Here is a 16,355-nt window from a genome sequence, read left to right as displayed (position 1 = left end):
CATAGCTTGTTGGCGGGGTCCGGCATCGTTGACAATGAACGCATGAGCCGACTGGACCTGAAATTTCTGACGCCGCAACGCCTGCTCAGGGCCTCCGTGGCGGTGGCGGCGATCACCATCGTGCTGAAAACCGGCGCCTGGTACATCACCGACTCGGTGGGCCTGCTGTCGGATGCGCTGGAATCCTTTGTCAATCTGGCCAGTGCCCTGTTTGGCCTGGCCATGGTCACCATCGCGCAGCGGCCGGCCGACGAGGACCATCCCTACGGCCACCACAAGGCCGAATATTTCTCGTCCGGCTTTGAAGGCGCGCTGATCATTGGCGCTGCCGTGGCCATCATCTGGGCTGCGGGGCACCGCATTTTTGACCCGCAGCCCCTGCAGCAGCTCGGCTGGGGCCTGGCGCTGTCGGTTGTCAGCTCCGGCCTCAACGGCCTGCTGGCATGGGTGATGTTTCGCTCGGCCCGGGCCCATCGCTCAATAGCCCTGGAAGCCGATGCCCGGCACCTGGTGACGGATGTCTGGACCTCCGTCGGCGTCGTGGTTGGTATCGGCGCCGTGCTGGTCACCGGCTGGCTGTGGCTCGATGCGGTGGTGGCCTTCGGCGTGGCCCTGAACATTCTGTGGGAAGGCGCCCGGCTGATGTGGCGTTCGTCCCAGGGGTTGATGGATGAGGCGGTCGAACCCGAGGTGCTGGCCGACATCCACAAGACACTGGAAGAGTTCAAGCACCACACCATCCGCTTTGACCACCTGACTACGCGCCGCTCCGGCCAGCGCCGTTTTGTGGACCTGCACATGCACATGCCGGCCAGCTGGTCGCTGGGCCGCGCGGCCGCCGTGCGCACCAGCGTCGAGCAGGCGCTGATGAGCGCCGTGCCCGGGCTGCGCGCGACCATCCAGCTGCTGCCCAGCGACGTGGAAGCTCACTTTGATGACGAGGTTGATCTCATCTGATCGGTCTTGTGCAGATAAACTTCGGCCCATGCTGCGCTGGGCGCCTGCAGTCCCTTCCTTTCAGGAGCTCCCATGAACCGTGTCCGTGCCGTATTGACAACCCTGGCCTTCACCCTGTTCGCGGTGGCTGGCCTTGCGGGCACCGCTGGTGCCGCGGAGATTGCCGTGCTCAGCGCCGGAGCCATCGAGCCCGGCCTCAAGGCGGCCGCGGCGGCCTTCCAGAAGCAGACGGGCCATGTGGCGCGCATCACGTTCAATACCGCGCCCGAGTTGCGCAAGCGCATGGATGGCAACCCGGCCTTTGATGTGGTGATTGCACCACCGGCTGTGATCGGCGAGTTTGCCGCTGCCAGCAAGCTGGCGGAAACGCGTGCCAATGTCGGCCGGGTGGGCATGGGCGTGGCGGTGCGTGACGGGGCGCCGCTGCCGGACATTGCAAATGCCGATGCGCTCAGGCGTTCCGTGCTCGAGGCCGACTCGCTGGTCTTCAACCGCGCGTCCACCGGCCTTTACCTGGAAGGCCTGCTCAAGAAGATGGACGTTTACACGCAGGTGGAGGGCAAGACCACCCGTTACACCGACGGTGCAGCCGTCATGGAACATGTCATCAAGGGCAAGGGCCGCGAGGTTGGTTTTGGCGCGATGACTGAAATCCTGCTGTACCAGGACAAGGGCCTGCGCTTCGTCGGCCCGGTGCCGGCCGAGGGGCAGAACTACACCTCCTACACCGCCGCGCCGCTGGTTTCCGGCCAGCAGCAGGAACTGGCGCAGCAGTTCGTCACTTTTCTGTCCGGGCCGGTGGGCAAGCCGCTGTTTGTGGCTGCAGGTGTGACCGATTGATGCTCATGCGCCCTGATGCATTCGACATGAAGGCCATGGCATGAAGGTTATTGCGTGAAGGCCGTGTTGCAGCGCGTGGCCGAGGCCCGCGTCGTGATTGCCGGCGAAACCGTGGGCCGGATCGGCCAGGGGCTTCTGGTGCTGGTGTGTGCCGAACGCGGGGATGCCGAGCCGCAGGCCGACAAACTGCTCGCCAAAATCCTGAAGCTGCGGATTTTTTCAGACGAGGCCGGCAAGATGAACCGCAGCGTGCAGGACGTGAACGGACGGGGAAGTTCTGGAGGCCTGCTCATCGTGAGCCAGTTCACGCTGGCTGCCGATGTGTCGGCGGGCAACCGGCCCGGCTTCACCGGCGCCGCCGCCCCCGAGGAGGGTCGCCGGCTTTACGATTATTTTGTGGCGCAGGCGAGGGCGGCGCATCCTGACGTGCAAACCGGGCAGTTTGCCGCTGACATGCAGGTGCACCTGGTCAATGACGGGCCGGTGACCATTCCCTTGCAGATCAATCCGGCAGCCTGAGCCTGGACCTGGACCTGGACCTGGACCTGGACCTGGACCAGTTCCAGAGCCCACCCGCTACGTCAATAAGGGTTGGCAAACCCCAGCGCGGCCAGCAGCAGGATCTCCAGCGCTTCCATTTCCAGTGCGTCGCGCTCGTTGGTCTCGTGGTCATAGCCTTGCGCATGCAACGTCGCGTGGACCAGCAGGTGGGCGTAGTGCGCCTCCAGCGTTTTGCCCTGTTCGCGGGCTTCCTGCTCCACCACCGGGGCGCAGAGCACCAGGTCGGCGGTCACCACGGGTTCCCGGGTGTAGTCAAAGGTCAGCACGTTGGTGGCGTAGTCCTTGCGCCGGTAGTCGCGGTTGAGCGACTGGCCCTCTTCGGCATCGACGATGCGCACCGTGATCTCGGCATCGGTTTTCAGCGCATGGCTGATCCAGCGCTGCACCTGGCGGCGCGGCAGGGCAGCGCGGTGGCGGGCGATGCCGGGAAACTGGCCGAACTGCAGGGAAAGATCGAGCTGCCTGAGCGGAAAATCAGGAGCCATTGCGGCTCCTCGCCCTGGAGGAGCGGGTGATGGGTGCTATTGAGTCAATGGCATCCACAGAGGCCACGGTGGGGCTGCCCTGTTTGTCGTAGGCGTCCACAATGCGCGCCACCAGCGGATGCCGCACCACGTCGGCGCTGGTCAGGCGCGTGATCGCAATCCCCTTGACACGCCGCAGCACGCGTTCGGCGTCGATCAGTCCGCTGAGCTGCGTGCGCGGCAAATCGACCTGGCTGACATCGCCGGTCACCACGGCCTTGGCGCCAAAGCCGATGCGGGTCAGAAACATCTTCATCTGCTCGGGCGTGGTGTTCTGCGCCTCGTCCAGGATCACAAAGGCGTGGTTCAGCGTGCGGCCGCGCATGAAGGCCAGCGGGGCGATTTCTATCTGCTGGCGTTCAAAGGCCTTTTGCACGCGTTCAAAGCCCATCAGTTCATACAGCGCGTCATAGAGCGGGCGCAGGTAGGGGTCGACCTTCTGGCTCAGGTCGCCCGGCAAAAAGCCCAGGCGCTCGCCCGCCTCCACGGCCGGGCGCGTCAGCACGATGCGCTGCACGGTGCTGCGCTCCAGTGCATCGACCGCGCAGGCGACCGCCAGGTAGGTCTTGCCGGTGCCGGCCGGGCCAATGCCAAAGGTGATGTCGTGGGTGGCAATGTTCTCGAGGTATTGGCCCTGGTTGGTGGTGCGGGCGCGCAGGTCGGCCCGCCGTGTCGACAGCGCCATGGCCCCGTCGGGCGCCGCGCTCATCGGGGTGTCGCTGGCCAGCATGAGCTGCACGGTTTCCTCGGCAATGGGCCGCTGGGCTATCTCGTACAGCGCTTGCAGCACCTCGAGCGCCTGCTGGGCCCTGACCTTGGGGCCGTCGATCTTGAACTGCTCGAAGCGGTGCGCAATCGTCACCTGCAGCGCGGCCTCGATGGTGCGGATATGGGAGTCCATGGGCCCGCACAGATGCCCCATGCGGGTGTTGTTGGGCGGCGTGAAGGTGTAGCGAAGGATCAAGGCGCGGCTTTTTCTGAAAGGGGTGGGTTCTCGCGAGATTGTCCCCCCAAATTTCCGCGCCTGCCTGACTGATAAGATTTGGCCATGATCGGAAGAATCTCAGGCCAGCTGGCCGAAAAAAATCCACCGGAAGTCCTGGTGGACTGCAACGGCGTCGGCTATGAGGTGCTGGTGCCCATGAGCACCTTTTACAACCTGCCCGGCCTGGGCGAAAAAGTCAGCCTGCTGACCCATTTTGTGGTGCGCGAGGACGCGCAAATCCTCTACGGGTTTGGCAGCGCTACCGAGCGCGCCGCGTTCCGCCAGCTCATCAAGATTTCGGGCGTCGGCCCGCGCACCGCGCTCAGCGTGCTCAGCGGCATGAGCGTCGAGGAGCTTGCCCAGGCCGTGACCCACCAGGAGGCCGGCCGCATCATCAAGGTGCCCGGCATCGGCAAGAAAACCGCCGAACGGCTGCTGCTTGAACTCAAGGGCAAGCTGGGCGCCGACATCGGCGTGCAGGTCAGTGTCAGCAGCGACAGCCAGTCCGACATCCTGCAGGCGCTGGTGGCGCTGGGCTACAGCGACCGCGATGCCGCGCTCGCGCTCAAGGCCCTGCCCAAGGATATCGGCGTCAGCGATGGCATCAAGCTGGCGTTGAAGGCGCTGGCGAAATGATGCTTCTCCTGACGGTTCTTATTTCTCAAGAAAGCGCCGGGCCGCCCCAAGCTTTTTTGCTGGTTTGCCCACGCCAAAGTATCGTGGGAGCGCAGCGACCGAAACTTTGGTGTGAAACATCATGAGCATCCAGACCGACGATTTCTCCGCAGCCGATCTGCCGCCGACCAAACGCGTGATGTCGGCCGCGCCTGCTTCGCCCCATGAGGAAGCGATCGAGCGCGCGTTGCGACCCAAGCTGTTTGACGAGTACGTCGGCCAGGCCAAGGTGCGCGAGCAGCTCGAGATTTTCATTGGCGCGGCCAAGAAGCGCAGTGAAGCACTGGACCATGTGCTGCTGTTCGGCCCGCCGGGCCTGGGCAAGACCACGCTGTCCCACATCATTGCGCATGAGCTGGGCGTCAATCTGCGCCAGACCTCGGGCCCGGTGCTCGAAAAACCCAAGGACCTGGCGGCGCTGCTGACCAACCTGGAAAAGAACGACGTTCTCTTCATCGACGAAATCCACCGCCTGAGCCCGGTGGTCGAGGAAATCCTCTACCCGGCGCTGGAGGACTACCAGATCGACATCATGATCGGTGAAGGTCCCGCGGCGCGCAGCATCAAGCTCGACCTGCAGCCCTTCACGCTGGTGGGCGCCACCACGCGCGCCGGCATGCTGACCAATCCGCTGCGCGACCGCTTTGGCATCGTGGCGCGGCTGGAGTTTTATACCCCCGAAGAGCTGGCGCGCATTGTCAAGCGCAGCGCCAAGTTGCTCAATGCCCCCCTGGACGAGGAGGGCGGGTTCGAGATTGCACGCCGCTCACGCGGCACACCGCGCATTGCCAACCGCCTGCTGCGCCGCGTGCGCGACTATGCCGACGTCAAGGGCACGGGCCAGATCACGCTGGATATCGCCAACAAGGCCCTGGCCATGCTCGATGTCGACCCGCAGGGCTTTGACGTGATGGACCGCAAGCTGCTCGAAGCCGTGATCCACCGCTTTGATGGTGGCCCGGTGGGGCTGGACAATATTGCCGCCAGCATTGGCGAAGAGCGCGACACGATTGAAGACGTGATCGAACCCTACCTGATCCAGCAGGGCTACCTGCAGCGCACGCCGCGCGGCCGCATTGCCACCCTGGCAGCCTACCGCCACCTCGGCGTGGCGCCCCCTGTGAGCGGCAACGACATGTTTACCTGACGGCGCTGCACGGGCGGCTGGCGCGCGTTTCGGCGCGCGGGTTCCCGTTCGCTGATGGCCTGTCGCTGTTTGTTGCGGGCTGCAAATCCCGCTGCATCAAGCGCGGGACGGTCAGGTGTCAGGTCAGTGCGCCCCGCGCATCCACCCGGAATATGCGCTGCACAATGCCCCGGCGCAGGCCACCGCCCACCGCAATCATCACATCGTGCAGGTTGACGGTCGGGTCGCAGTGGCCGGGAATCAGCCACAGGATGTGGCCCAGCCCCGGCAGCCGCGAGCCGCCCGCCGCGGGCCGCAAGATGCCATGCTCATCACCGCCGTTGAAATATTCCAGCGCATCCTCGCCATCCAGGGTATGCACCAGCGGCAGGCCGGAATCGATGGCGTGACTTTTGTGGCCGGCGTCGCACACGGCGTGGCCGCTGCGGGTGCTGATGACCTGGGTCTTGACAAACAGGGCGTGCTCGAACTGCGGCTGCGCCGGGTCGCGCTCGTTTTTCGCGTAGTCGACATCCATGAACAGGAAGGAGCTCGCCTGCAATTCACCATACACGCCGCTGGCGGCCTCCAGCACAAAGCTGCCGGTACCGCCGCCGGTGACCAGTCCGACTGCGATGCCCTGGGCTTCGATCAGGTCGCGCGTGCGCTGCACGGCGGCTGCGGCTTGGGCAATCGCGTCGCGCCGCTCCTGCGCGCTGCGAATATGCTGGGCCTTGCCATGGTAGGCCTGCAGGCCGGCAAAGTGCAGGGCCGGGTGCTTGCGGATCTCCAGCGCCAGCGTCACCGCAGCGGCTCCGGGCTCCACCCCGCAGCGGCCCTGGCCGACGTCGATTTCCACGAACACGTCAATGATGGTGCTCACGCCGCTGCCGGCCCTGGTCTCGTTCATGGCCTGCGCCAGCCGGCTCACGCCCTGGGTGCTGTCCACCGCAATGGCCATCTTGCCGCCATGGGGCGCGACCTTCTGCGTCAGTGCCGCCACCCGCGCCAGCTTGGCAGGCGCAATGACCTCGTTGCTGATGTAGACGTCGTACACCCCGCCGGCCACCATGGCTTCGGCCTCGGCGGTTTTCTGCACGCACACGCCCACCGCGCCGGCCCTGATCTGCAATTTGGCGAGCGCGGCGCTCTTGTGCATCTTGGCATGGGGGCGCCAGCGGATGCTGTGCTTTCTCGCAAACTCGGCCATGCGGCCCAGGTTGCGCTTCATCGCATCCAGGTCAATGACGAGGGCGGGTGTATCAATCTCGGTGGCGGGCTTGCCTATCAGGTCGGACAAACGGGACGACGATGTACTCATGGTGTGCGGGGATTCACTCATTGGGTGTTGGCGGCGCCGGGAGCGGGGGCGGCGTCGTCGGTAAATCGGTTGTCATGGGGTGCGTCACCGTTCAGGTGCTGCGTATCGGCCCAGCCCACCAGCGTGAAGCCCTCGGGTGTCCAGAGCAGGCGGTTGATGGCCGTGTTGTCCAGCGCCCAGGTGCGGGGGGCCTGGATGTCCTGCCGGGTGGCCGCGCGGTAGAGGATGTCCATCACGCCGCCGTGACCAACCAGCGCGATCAACTCGCCCGGGTGCTCTGCGGCGAGCCGCTCCGCGGTGCCCACCACGCGGCGGCGCAGGTCCAGCAGCGATTCGCCGCCAGGCGGGGCGAATTCCGGGTCTCGCTTGCGCCAGCGCAGCGACTGCTCGGGCAGCAGCACCTCGATCTCGGCAAAGGTTTTGCCCTCGAACTCGCCAAAGCAGCGTTCGCGCAGCCCGCGCTCCCTGATCACCTCCACGCCCACGGCATGCCCCAGGTAGCCGGCGGTTTCCCGGGCCCGGCTGAGGTCGCTGGCATAGATCGCGGTGATCGGTTCGTCCACCAGCGCCTGGGCCATTCGCCTGGCTTGGCCGTGCCCGGTGTCATTGAGCGGAATGTCAAGGTGGCCCTGAATGCGCGCGTCCACATTCCAGGTGGTTTCACCATGGCGAATGGCAATGATGCGGGTAGCTTCAGTCATTGGGCGGGATTCCTTGGCGGGTGCCCTTCGACAGGCTCAGGGCGAACGGAATGCCACAAGCGTGGGGCTTCAATCCAGACCAAGCCGGGGCCGCGGGACTGGCTTTGCCAGACCGCAGGCGCAGCGGCCCCCTCGGGGGGCAGAGAGCTACACGCAGTGAGTGAACGTGGGGGCCTCATTTATTTGGGGATTTCAACATTAATGCGGCGTCTGCCCGGCGCCGGTTCGGGAAAGCCGCGCAGTGCGGCGTCCATCATGGCGGGCAGTACGCTGAGGGAGTCACTCCAGACGCCATCGTGCAGCGCCCGGGTTTCAAAGACCACCTGCCGGGTGGTCAGGTCGCGCATCAACACGACCAGTTCGCGCTTGAAATAAGGGGGCTCCGGAAAACGCATCGGAAATGACAGGCCCACCGATGCGCCACGGTTGCCGCCGGCCATAAAGACCCCCGGGGTCGCAAAGCCGAAACCGTCATAACCCACACCGTCATACAGCCCGCGGTCCACGACCTGGGTGTTGAGCACCACCTGCACACTGTAACGCGCCACGCTGGGGTTCAGCTCCATGCCCACCCGGGACAGGGCCGTGCGCGCCAGCGCCTCAACATGGTCCTGCTGTGCCCCGACGGCCTGCTGCGAAGGCAGGCGTTCAAACCGGTACGCGGTGCCGGGACGGGGTGGCGCGGCGTTCCATTTTGAAAAAGCCGTGACGTCGCTGTCGACCAGCCGCGTGGTCGAGCAGCCCACCGTGAGGAACGCGAGAAATGCTACTGAAATAATAGCTAAAAATATTCGTCTCATAGTCTCATAAGGACATCAAGAGATCAGGTGCAAACGGCTTGTGCTGAAGACTTTCATGCCTGCAGCGACGTGACGTCGATCACGGACAGGCCGGGGCGCAGGGGTTCGCTGAATTCTTCGGCATCAAAAGCCTTGTCCCCTTCGGCATCGGCAACACCGGTGGTACGGATGTTTTTGAAGTCATGGCGCTTGCTGTCCATCAGGTGGGAGGGCACGATGTTCTGCAGCGCGGAAAACATGTTCTCCAGCCGCCCCGGGTGCTTTTTCTCCCACTCGCGCAGCATGTTGCCGACCTGCTTGCGTTGCAGGTTTTCCTGGCTGCCGCAGAGCGTGCAGGGAATGATGGGGAAGTCACGCACCTGGGCCCAGCGCGTCAGGTCTTTTTCAGGCACATAGGCCATGGGCCGGATCACAATGTTCTTGCCGTCATCGCTGACCAGCTTGGGCGGCATGCCCTTGAGCTTGGCTGCAAAAAACATGTTGAGGAAAAAAGTCTGCAGCATGTCGTCGCGGTGATGGCCCAGCGCGATCTTGGTGGCGCCGAGTTCGCCCGCCACACGGTACAAAATGCCCCGCCGCAGGCGCGAGCACAGCGAGCACAGTGTTTTGCCTTCCGGAATCACGCGCTTGACGATGCTGTAGGTGTCCTGGTTTTCAATGTGAAACGGCACACCGAGCTTGCCCAGGTAGTCAGGCAGTACATGCTCCGGAAAGCCGGGCTGCTTCTGGTCCAGGTTGACGGCGATCAGCTCGAACCTGATGGGCGCGCGTTTTTGCAGTTTCAGCAGGATATCGAGCATGGCGTAGCTGTCTTTTCCGCCCGAGACGCATACCATGACCTTGTCGCCCTCTTCAATCATGTTGAAGTCGACAATCGCGCGGCCGACTTCGCGGCACAGGCGCTTTTCCAGCTTGTGGTCCTCGCGCTCGATTTTCATGCTGTTCTGCACGCGCGCGGAACTCTCTTCGCGCTCGTGCCGTTCAACGGCCTGGTCCCATAGGGCGTTCATGTCGTTGGCTCCCATGTCGTTCACCACTGTCCCGTCTCGATGCGAATCGCCACTTCGCAGTCGTCAAAAATTTCAAGTTTGGCAATCTTCACCCGCACCCCCAGTACGCCGGGCAGCAGCATCAGCCGGTGAGCCAGCTTGCCGATCAGGCTTTCCAGCAGGTTCACATGCTCGGCCGTGCACTCGTTGATGATGATCTGGCGCACCTTGCGGTAGTCCAGCACATGCATGATGTCGTCGTCGCTGGGCAGCAGCGGCTGCGTGCCCAGGCTCAGTTCGGCATCAACCTGGATCGGTTGCGGTGCGGTTTTTTCGTGATCCAGAATGCCCAGGTTGGCGTCAAAACGCAAACCGGTGAGCGTCAGGATCTGGGTGCCTAGGGTGTTGTACATGGGGGGGCAGTCTGAGTGATTGGGGCCGGGGTGTGCAGGCGGTTTTTCAGCGTGTGCGTTCACATCAATGAGAAGTCGCGCTCAAACTTCATCAGGTGCTGGCCGCCGTCTACCAGCAGGGTGGTGCCTGTCATGGAGCTGTTCTCCAGCGCGAACTTCACCGCGGCGGCCACGTCGGCCGGCGTGGAGGAGCGGCCCAGCGGCGCGAGCTTGTGCCGCGCCTCGAATTGCTCGTCGCTCAGCAGGTGGCTGGTCAGGGTGAGGCCGGGCGCCACACCGACCACGCGCACCTGTGGCGCCAGGGCCAGCGCCAGCATGGTGCCGGCCGCTTCCAGCGCCGCTTTGGACAGGGTGTAGCTGAAGAAATCGGGGTTCTGGTTCCACAGCTTCTGGTCCAGCAGGTTGACGACGGCGCCGGTGGCGTTGCGGCTGCTCACATGCGCGTGCAGCGCCTGGGCCAGCAGGATGGCCGCGCCGGTATTGCTGTGCAGGTGCTTGTCCAGTGCGGCAAAGCCAAAGCTGGCGGCGCTGTCCTGCTCAAAGGTCGAGGCGTTGTTGACCACTGCGTCAACGCGGCCGAAATGCGCGGCAACGCGGGGCAGCAGGGCGCGAACGCCGGCTTCCTGCTCCAGGTCACACTGAAAAGCGGCGGCAGCCCCCGACAAACGGGTGCAATCAGCGACCGTTTTCAGGGCATCTTCTTCAGAGCCGCGGTAATGCACCGCCACCTGCCAGCCGCCGGCCGCCAGCGCCAGCGCGATCTCGCGGCCCAGCCGCCTGGCGGCGCCGGTCACGAGAACAACGGGGAGGGAGGGGGTTGCGGTCATCAGGCTGGAGCTTGGGTTTTTGGGGCAGGGGCTGGTGCGGGGCCAGGGCGGTATCGCCGACAATCATGGGCGTGACAAACAACAGCCACCCCCCCATTTTAACGACCGGGCTGCAGGCCCACATTGCCAAGGCTATTGCAGAGGCCGGCGGCTGGATCGGCTTTGACCAGTTCATGGCGCTGGCGCTCTACACACCTGGCCTGGGCTACTACGCCAATGACTCCCGCAAATTCGGCCTGATGCCCGGCGGCGCCAGCGGCGATGGCAGCGATTTTGTGACGGCGCCCGAACTCTCGCCACGTTTTGGCCAGGCGTTGGCGCGCCAGCTGGCCCAAGCCCTGCAGGCCACCGGCACCTCGGAAATCTGGGAGTTCGGTGCGGGCTCCGGCGCTCTGGCGCAGCAGGTTTTGGACACCTTGGGCCCTCAGGTGGAGCGCTACACCATCGTGGACCTGTCGGGCAGCCTGCAGGCGCGTCAGCGTGAGCGGCTGGCGGCGCATGCCGGCAAGGTGCACTGGGCTAGCGAGCTGCCCGCGAAGATGCGCGGCGTGGTGCTGGGCAACGAGGTGCTCGATGCCATGCCGGTGAAGCTGCTTTCACGGCTGAACGGCGACTGGCATGAGCGCGGCGTGGTGGTCCATCGAGAGCGCTTCACCTGGGCCGACCAGCGCACGGAGTTGCGGCCACCGCTGGAAGTGGCCGGCAGCCATGACTACCTCACCGAGATTCACCCGCAGGCCGAAGGTTTTATCCGCACGCTGGCCGACCGGCTGGAAGCGGGCGCGATGTTCCTGCTGGACTATGGCTTTCCCGAGCACGAGTATTACCATCCGCAGCGCAGCATGGGCACCGTGATGTGCCATCGCGGCCACCTGGCGGACACCGATGCGCTGCTGGATGTGGGCAGCAAGGACATCACGGCCCATGTCAATTTCACCGGCATCGCACTGGCCGGGCAGGACGCCGGCCTGCAGGTGCTGGGCTACACCAGCCAGGGCCGCTTCCTGCTCAACTGCGGGTTGCTGGAGGGCATGGAAGGCGGCGTTGACAGCGCCAACCTCGCCGAGCGCGCCATGGTGCAGAAACTGATTGCCGAGCACGAGATGGGCGAGCTGTTCAAGGTCATCGCATTCTCACAAGGTGCGCCGTGGGAACCCATGGGTTTTTCCGCTGGCGACCGCACGCACACCCTGTAGCCCGTCCGGGAATGCCGGCGGTGATGACAGGGCCGATTACAGGGCTTTCGCCGCGTGCGCCCCGCAACGGGCTTCGACCCCTGAATTCAACGGTTCAGTGYAAGACCCGTGAAACTCCCTCCCCCGCTGGGGGAGGGGTGGGGTGGGGGCCAGCGGCGACCAAATAAGCACGGCGACCCGACGCCCTCGCCGCGAGCCCCCATCCCGGCCTTCCCCCAGCGGGGGAAGGAGAGGATCGGCACTGCACGCGATGTGCTCATTGAACCGTATGGCTCTGGCCCGACACGGTTCAATACGGTTCAGCCAAGAACCCGTGAAGCTCCCTCCCCCGCTGGGGGAGGGGTGGGGTGGGGGCCAGCGGCGACCAAATAAATACGGCGGCCCGACGCCCACGCCGCGAGCCCCCATCCCGGCCTTCCCCCAGCGGGGGAAGGAGATGATCGGCACCGCACGCGCTGTGCTCACTGCATCGTATTACCCCTAAACTAGCAACATGATTCGCTGGTTCATCGTCATCTTTCTCGCGCTGGTTTTCATCAGCTGGTTCAGCCCCTTGCTGCAGAAACTAGGCTTTGGCAAGCTGCCCGGCGACCTGCGCTTTCGCCTGTTTGGGCGGGAATGGTTTATCCCGCTGACCACCACGATCCTGCTGAGCTTGGTCGCCAGCCTGATTGCCCAGTTGATCTGAGGAATGTGAGAGGCCTGCCATGAAAGCCTGTGTGGATTTGGGAGGCACCAAGGTAGCGCTCAGCCTGACCCGCGGCGTGACCGGGGCTGCCGCCGCGCCGCCGTTGTCTGCGCTGCAGGCCCGCCGCTCCGAGCCCACCGCCAAGACCGGCACACCGGACGCGGTCGCACGGCAGATCCTGCGCATGCTGGGCGAGGCTTGTGCGGAAGCCGGCATCGGGGAGCGTGACATCACGGATGTGGGCGTGTCGTCCTGCGGCCCGTTTGTGATGAAGGCGGACATGATTGAGCTCGCCGCGCCCAATATCTGCGGCGGGCTGGCGGGGCCGGCGCGCGGCCTGCCCAATGACTGGACCAGCGCCTTGCTGGAGGCTCCGTTGCGCGAGAAGTTTCGCGGCACCTCCACCACGCTGCGCATTGAAAACGACGGTATAGGCGCGCTGGAAGCCGAGCGCCGCTGGGGTGCGCTGCAAGGCACAGGCAACTGCGCCTATGTCACCTGGAGCACCGGCATTGGCTGCGGTTTGTGTGTCGACGGCCGCATTCTGCGCGGCAAGCACGGCAATGCCGGCCATGCCGGCCACATGTTTGTCAGCGACAACGACGATGCGCTGTGCGGCTGCGGCAACATCGGCGATCTCGAAGGACTGGTGGCCGGCAATGCCATCGCCAGGCGTTTCTCCGCGGGAGGCGCCGCGGATGCGGCCAGCATTTTGGCGCAGGCGCGCTCGGGCGACGTGGCCGCCGTCGCCCTGGTGGATGAGTTGTGCCGTGTCATGGGACGTGCGCTGTACAACCTCATCATCACGCTGGACCTGGAGCGCATCAGCCTGGGCGGCAGCGTGTTCTGGCATCACCGCGACTACCTGCTGCCGCGCCTGCAGGCGCAGATTGCCGGCAAACTGCCGGCACTGACCAGCGGATGCACGCTGCTGCCTGCCGGCTTGGGTGAGCGGGTCGGCGATTTCGGGGCCCTGGCGCTGGTCAGTTAGCCCATCCCGCGCCATCGGGGCCGGTCTGGTTGGGCTTTGGCTCAAACCCGTTCCAGGTATCCGCCTTCAAGGAATCGGCGCGTTGCCCCGGCCCATATCGACGCCTGCCGCCTTGAAAAGCCATTCGCGGAAAAGCCGGACCTTTTCCGTGTGCTGCTCATTCACCCGGCAGGACACAAAGTGGGTTTCTTCCGCAATGGGGCAAAAAATGTCTTTTCCCAGTTCGACCAGTTCGCCACGGGAGATTTCGCGCTCGGCAAGACGGACGCTTTCCAGGGCGACGCCCATGGCGTCGACGGCGGCAGAAATGGAGAGCGCGGCGCGGTCGAACGACGGCCGGGGCCGCGCAGGCAGCGTGAGCCCGTTGCGCGCAAACCAGCCGGGCCAGGTGATGGCGCTGAGTTGGGAGTCGATCAGGACCAGGTCACCAATTTGCTGGCTGATGGGACGCGTGCCATCCACCAGTTGCGGTGCGCACAGGGGAACGATGCGCTCGCGCCCCAGGGCGATGGAGAGCACGCCCGCCCGTTCCTGCACGGGCCCATAGGCAATCGCGACGTCGATTTCCCGCATGCGGGTGAGGTCGACAGGCTCTGCGCCCGAGGTCAACCGGATGGTGATGTCGGCATGGGCCTGCATGAATTCGGGCAGGCGGGGCCCCAGCCATTTGGCGGCAAAGCTGGGGGCGCAATGCAGCGCCAGCACCTGTGCCCGCGGCGCCAGCGCCACCTCGTCGCAGGCCGCCTCGATGACATCAAACACCCGCGAAAGACTGTCAAGCAGCCGCCGCCCCTCGGGCACCAGTTCGACGCGGCGGTTGCGCCGGATGAACAGGGGTCTGCCGAAATAGTCCTCCAGCTCTCGCACCTGGTGGCTGATCGCCGACTGGGTCAGGTGCAATTCACGGGCGGCAAGCGTAAAGCTTTCCAGCCTGGCCGCGGACTCAAACGCCCGCAGCAGGACGAAATTCGGGACGCGTCTCATGCTGCTCCTTGATTCATGAGTGAAATTCATCTTTTCATGAACATCTATCGTTTGTCAATGTCTGAAAAGAGCGCGAACATGGCCTCACCGTAAACCAAAGACCCAAGACCCCAAAGGAGCAAGAAATGTCTGCAGTGCTTGAAGCGAGCCGCGATGTCCAGCTGGATGAAGCGCGAATTTCCGTCTACCAGCCGGAGCAGGCTGGCCTGATTTATCCGTCAACCCCCCGGTTTTCAAATGCCGCCGAGGAGCGCCAGCACCTGAAAGAACGGCTTGTCGCGGCGTGCCGTGCGTTTGCCTTGCAGGGTTTCGATTACGGTTTTGCCGGGCACTTGACCGTACGCGACCCGGAGAACCCCGGCTTGTACTGGACCAATCCCATGGCCGTGCATTTTTCCCAGGTCAAGGTGTCCAATCTGATTTTGGCCGACCACAGCGGCCAGGTCGTAGAGGGCCGCCACGCGATCAACCGCGCCGGCTTTGTCCTGCATTCAGCCGTGCATGAGGCTCATCCGGATATCGTCGCGATGTGCCACGCGCACACCGTTTACGGAACCACTTTTGCCTCACTGGGCAAAAAGCTGGAGCCGATCAGCCAGGATGCGGCAGCCTTCTTTGAAGATCATGTGGTCATTGGTGATGAGGCGGGCCAGGTGGCCGTGGAAGTCAAGGCCGGGCACAAGGTGGCCCAGGCCTTCACGGGTGTCAAGGCGGCCATCCACCAGAACCACGGGCTGCTCACGGCCAGCCGCCACAGCATCGAGGCGGCCGCCTTCTGGTTCATCGCGCTGGAACGCTGCTGCAAGCAACAACTGATGATCGATGCAGCAGGCATTGCACCGCGCCTGGTAACGCCTGAGCGCGCCCGCTACAGCCGTGAACATGTGGGCAGCGAATACATTGGCTGGCTGCATTTCCAGCCGATCTGGGATCACCTGGTCAAAACGCAGCCGGACATGTTTGACTGATGACCGGTTGAATCCGGGCCCAAGGCAAAAGCGTGAAGGTGCGCTCGCTGGAAGACCCGGGCATGTCCGGTGCCCAGTCAAGCATGATTGACGGCTGCGGCTTTTTTGGGGGCGTGAGCCGCTTAAAAAAAAACTGGTCGTCCGCTATGCCGGAAGCTACCTCCTCGCGATGGCCGCCTGATTCGACACCAGAATATTGCTTTTCTTCAGCGCCTGGCCGGCTTGCACGGCGACGGTCCAGTCATCGGTGGAGCCGACAGCGGCAAAGCGCGTGTGAAACACCACGTTGAAGATACGGTGGATTTCTTCCGCGCTGGCCTGGCCGGCTTCGTTGGCATAAGGGATGGAGCCGCTCGCGTCGTGCAAAAACTCCACGTGCAGGCCCCGGTGCGTGGCCTCGAAAATCGTGGACGCGTCGCAGTTGTGCGTCATGTAGCCGACCACCGTGAGGGTATCGATGCTGTTTTTCTCCAGCCAGCCGGCAAAGTCGGTGCCGGTATAGACGTTGGGCCAGGCTTTCTCGATGAAGTGGTCGCGCGGGCGGCTCGCAACGGTCTCATGCAACGCCCACTGGGCCGAACCCTTGGCAAACAGCGGCGCGGTAGCGGACTCGCTGTGTTGCACCACCACGACAGGGATACCTGCCGCACGGGCCGCATCCATCGCGCGACCAATATTGGGCAGCGTCTGCTCCACCGGCGGGTATTCAATCAGCAGGCCGCCGGTGAAATACTCCATCTGGACATCGATGACGACAAGGGCGCGGCGTGGAGATGTTGCCTCAGTGCTGGACATGGTGTGTTTTCCTT

19 protein-coding genes are annotated in these 16,355 nt (G+C 64.3%); 9 read left to right on the top strand and 10 right to left on the bottom strand.

Features of this window, described 5'->3' with window-relative positions; all coding sequences use genetic code 11:
• The first annotated feature begins 42 nt into the window (after positions 1 to 42).
• From AC1DUB_RS06360 to dtd, 3 genes are all read left to right on the top strand, one after another.
• Positions 43 to 957, top strand: a complete 915-nt coding sequence (locus AC1DUB_RS06360) for a cation diffusion facilitator family transporter (protein ID WP_477720110.1) — start codon at positions 43 to 45, stop codon at positions 955 to 957.
• A gap of 72 nt (positions 958 to 1,029) precedes the next feature.
• A complete protein-coding gene (locus AC1DUB_RS06355; protein ID WP_477720109.1) occupies positions 1,030 to 1,797 on the top strand; it encodes a substrate-binding domain-containing protein in 768 nt (255 codons plus the stop codon).
• 54 nt (positions 1,798 to 1,851) lie between these two features.
• Positions 1,852 to 2,316, top strand: coding sequence for a D-aminoacyl-tRNA deacylase (dtd, locus tag AC1DUB_RS06350; RefSeq protein WP_477728792.1), 465 nt, complete (start codon positions 1,852 to 1,854; stop codon positions 2,314 to 2,316).
• 62 nt (positions 2,317 to 2,378) lie between these two features.
• Here dtd and ybeY read toward each other — a convergent pair whose 3' ends face one another.
• Together ybeY and AC1DUB_RS06340 are read right to left on the bottom strand one after the other, a co-directional pair.
• Positions 2,379 to 2,843, bottom strand: coding sequence for an rRNA maturation RNase YbeY (gene ybeY, locus AC1DUB_RS06345; protein ID WP_477728791.1), 465 nt, complete (start codon positions 2,841 to 2,843; stop codon positions 2,379 to 2,381).
• Complete coding sequence (locus tag AC1DUB_RS06340) at positions 2,833 to 3,846, bottom strand: PhoH family protein (protein WP_477728790.1); 1,014 nt, start codon at positions 3,844 to 3,846, stop codon at positions 2,833 to 2,835. Before AC1DUB_RS06340 ends, ybeY begins: the two co-directional genes overlap by 11 nt.
• 84 nt (positions 3,847 to 3,930) lie before the next feature.
• On the opposite strand from AC1DUB_RS06340, the gene ruvA reads away from it, so the two are divergent.
• Positions 3,931 to 4,503, top strand: coding sequence for a Holliday junction branch migration protein RuvA (gene ruvA, locus AC1DUB_RS06335; protein WP_011484977.1), 573 nt, complete (start codon positions 3,931 to 3,933; stop codon positions 4,501 to 4,503).
• Positions 4,504 to 4,624: 121 nt separating this feature from the next.
• Positions 4,625 to 5,689 (top strand): Holliday junction branch migration DNA helicase RuvB, encoded by a 1,065-nt coding sequence (gene ruvB, locus AC1DUB_RS06330; protein ID WP_477728789.1) that lies wholly within the window; start codon positions 4,625 to 4,627, stop codon positions 5,687 to 5,689.
• A gap of 118 nt (positions 5,690 to 5,807) precedes the next feature.
• Here the strand turns inward: ruvB and AC1DUB_RS06325 are convergent, their stop codons facing one another.
• From AC1DUB_RS06325 to AC1DUB_RS06300, 6 genes are all read right to left on the bottom strand, one after another.
• The gene (locus AC1DUB_RS06325; protein ID WP_477728788.1) at positions 5,808 to 6,989 is read right to left on the bottom strand and encodes a DSD1 family PLP-dependent enzyme; all 1,182 of its coding nucleotides are present in this window, start codon (positions 6,987 to 6,989) and stop codon (positions 5,808 to 5,810) included.
• 17 nt (positions 6,990 to 7,006) lie between these two features.
• A complete protein-coding gene (locus AC1DUB_RS06320) occupies positions 7,007 to 7,690 on the bottom strand; it encodes a histidine phosphatase family protein (RefSeq protein WP_477728787.1) in 684 nt (227 codons plus the stop codon).
• A gap of 179 nt (positions 7,691 to 7,869) precedes the next feature.
• Positions 7,870 to 8,490: a DUF4136 domain-containing protein gene (locus tag AC1DUB_RS06315; protein WP_477728786.1), complete on the bottom strand. Its 621-nt coding sequence runs from the start codon at positions 8,488 to 8,490 to the stop codon at positions 7,870 to 7,872.
• A 53-nt stretch (positions 8,491 to 8,543) separates the two neighbouring features.
• The gene (gene ttcA, locus AC1DUB_RS06310) at positions 8,544 to 9,500 is read right to left on the bottom strand and encodes a tRNA 2-thiocytidine(32) synthetase TtcA (RefSeq protein ID WP_477728785.1); all 957 of its coding nucleotides are present in this window, start codon (positions 9,498 to 9,500) and stop codon (positions 8,544 to 8,546) included.
• 20 nt (positions 9,501 to 9,520) lie between these two features.
• The gene (locus AC1DUB_RS06305; RefSeq protein WP_477720101.1) at positions 9,521 to 9,892 is read right to left on the bottom strand and encodes a dihydroneopterin aldolase; all 372 of its coding nucleotides are present in this window, start codon (positions 9,890 to 9,892) and stop codon (positions 9,521 to 9,523) included.
• Positions 9,893 to 9,951: 59 nt separating this feature from the next.
• A complete protein-coding gene (locus AC1DUB_RS06300) occupies positions 9,952 to 10,719 on the bottom strand; it encodes an SDR family oxidoreductase (protein ID WP_477728784.1) in 768 nt (255 codons plus the stop codon).
• A 65-nt stretch (positions 10,720 to 10,784) separates the two neighbouring features.
• Between AC1DUB_RS06300 and AC1DUB_RS06295 the strand changes: the two genes are divergently transcribed.
• The 3 genes from AC1DUB_RS06295 to AC1DUB_RS06285 all read left to right on the top strand — a co-directional run bounded on the left by AC1DUB_RS06295 (position 10,785) and on the right by AC1DUB_RS06285 (position 13,594).
• Positions 10,785 to 11,915 carry a class I SAM-dependent methyltransferase gene (locus AC1DUB_RS06295; RefSeq protein ID WP_477728783.1) on the top strand — a complete coding sequence of 377 codons (1,131 nt, stop codon included), beginning with the start codon at positions 10,785 to 10,787 and terminating at the stop codon, positions 11,913 to 11,915.
• A gap of 493 nt (positions 11,916 to 12,408) precedes the next feature.
• Positions 12,409 to 12,603, top strand: coding sequence for a DUF2905 domain-containing protein (locus AC1DUB_RS06290; protein WP_477728782.1), 195 nt, complete (start codon positions 12,409 to 12,411; stop codon positions 12,601 to 12,603).
• Between the two features lie 19 nt (positions 12,604 to 12,622).
• Entirely contained in the window at positions 12,623 to 13,594 is a 972-nt protein-coding gene (locus AC1DUB_RS06285; RefSeq protein ID WP_477728781.1) for an ROK family protein, read from the top strand.
• A 66-nt stretch (positions 13,595 to 13,660) separates the two neighbouring features.
• Here AC1DUB_RS06285 and AC1DUB_RS06280 read toward each other — a convergent pair whose 3' ends face one another.
• The gene (locus AC1DUB_RS06280; protein ID WP_477728780.1) at positions 13,661 to 14,578 is read right to left on the bottom strand and encodes a LysR substrate-binding domain-containing protein; all 918 of its coding nucleotides are present in this window, start codon (positions 14,576 to 14,578) and stop codon (positions 13,661 to 13,663) included.
• Positions 14,579 to 14,703: 125 nt separating this feature from the next.
• Here AC1DUB_RS06280 and AC1DUB_RS06275 point away from each other — a divergent pair, with 125 nt between their 5' ends.
• On the top strand, positions 14,704 to 15,546 hold the full coding sequence (locus AC1DUB_RS06275; RefSeq protein ID WP_477728779.1) for a class II aldolase/adducin family protein: 843 nt from the start codon (positions 14,704 to 14,706) through the stop codon (positions 15,544 to 15,546).
• Positions 15,547 to 15,702: 156 nt separating this feature from the next.
• On the opposite strand, the gene AC1DUB_RS06270 is transcribed toward AC1DUB_RS06275, so the two are convergent.
• Entirely contained in the window at positions 15,703 to 16,341 is a 639-nt protein-coding gene (locus tag AC1DUB_RS06270) for a cysteine hydrolase family protein (RefSeq protein ID WP_477728778.1), read from the bottom strand.
• Between the last annotated feature and the right edge of the window lie 14 nt (positions 16,342 to 16,355).

The organism is Polaromonas sp. P4_F9, assembly GCF_056401235.1.
This window is presented reverse-complemented; position numbering and strand designations above follow the sequence as displayed.

Bases quoted from the DNA above. Each gene is read 5' to 3' on its own strand.
- AC1DUB_RS06360 (WP_477720110.1), top strand. From the start codon at position 43: ATGAGCCGACTGGACCTGAAATTTCTGACGCCGCAACGCCTGCTCAGG.
- AC1DUB_RS06355 (WP_477720109.1), top strand. From the start codon at position 1,030: ATGAACCGTGTCCGTGCCGTATTGACAACCCTGGCCTTCACCCTGTTC.
- ybeY (WP_477728791.1), bottom strand. From the start codon at position 2,843: ATGGCTCCTGATTTTCCGCTCAGGCAGCTCGATCTTTCCCTGCAGTTC.
- ruvA (WP_011484977.1), top strand. From the start codon at position 3,931: ATGATCGGAAGAATCTCAGGCCAGCTGGCCGAAAAAAATCCACCGGAA.
- ruvB (WP_477728789.1), top strand. From the start codon at position 4,625: ATGAGCATCCAGACCGACGATTTCTCCGCAGCCGATCTGCCGCCGACC.
- AC1DUB_RS06325 (WP_477728788.1), bottom strand. From the start codon at position 6,989: ATGAGTACATCGTCGTCCCGTTTGTCCGACCTGATAGGCAAGCCCGCC.
- AC1DUB_RS06320 (WP_477728787.1), bottom strand. From the start codon at position 7,690: ATGACTGAAGCTACCCGCATCATTGCCATTCGCCATGGTGAAACCACC.
- AC1DUB_RS06315 (WP_477728786.1), bottom strand. From the start codon at position 8,490: ATGAGACGAATATTTTTAGCTATTATTTCAGTAGCATTTCTCGCGTTC.
- ttcA (WP_477728785.1), bottom strand. From the start codon at position 9,500: ATGAACGCCCTATGGGACCAGGCCGTTGAACGGCACGAGCGCGAAGAG.
- AC1DUB_RS06305 (WP_477720101.1), bottom strand. From the start codon at position 9,892: ATGTACAACACCCTAGGCACCCAGATCCTGACGCTCACCGGTTTGCGT.
- AC1DUB_RS06300 (WP_477728784.1), bottom strand. From the start codon at position 10,719: ATGACCGCAACCCCCTCCCTCCCCGTTGTTCTCGTGACCGGCGCCGCC.
- AC1DUB_RS06295 (WP_477728783.1), top strand. From the start codon at position 10,785: ATGGGCGTGACAAACAACAGCCACCCCCCCATTTTAACGACCGGGCTG.
- AC1DUB_RS06290 (WP_477728782.1), top strand. From the start codon at position 12,409: ATGATTCGCTGGTTCATCGTCATCTTTCTCGCGCTGGTTTTCATCAGC.
- AC1DUB_RS06285 (WP_477728781.1), top strand. From the start codon at position 12,623: ATGAAAGCCTGTGTGGATTTGGGAGGCACCAAGGTAGCGCTCAGCCTG.
- AC1DUB_RS06280 (WP_477728780.1), bottom strand. From the start codon at position 14,578: ATGAGACGCGTCCCGAATTTCGTCCTGCTGCGGGCGTTTGAGTCCGCG.
- AC1DUB_RS06275 (WP_477728779.1), top strand. From the start codon at position 14,704: ATGTCTGCAGTGCTTGAAGCGAGCCGCGATGTCCAGCTGGATGAAGCG.
- AC1DUB_RS06270 (WP_477728778.1), bottom strand. From the start codon at position 16,341: ATGTCCAGCACTGAGGCAACATCTCCACGCCGCGCCCTTGTCGTCATC.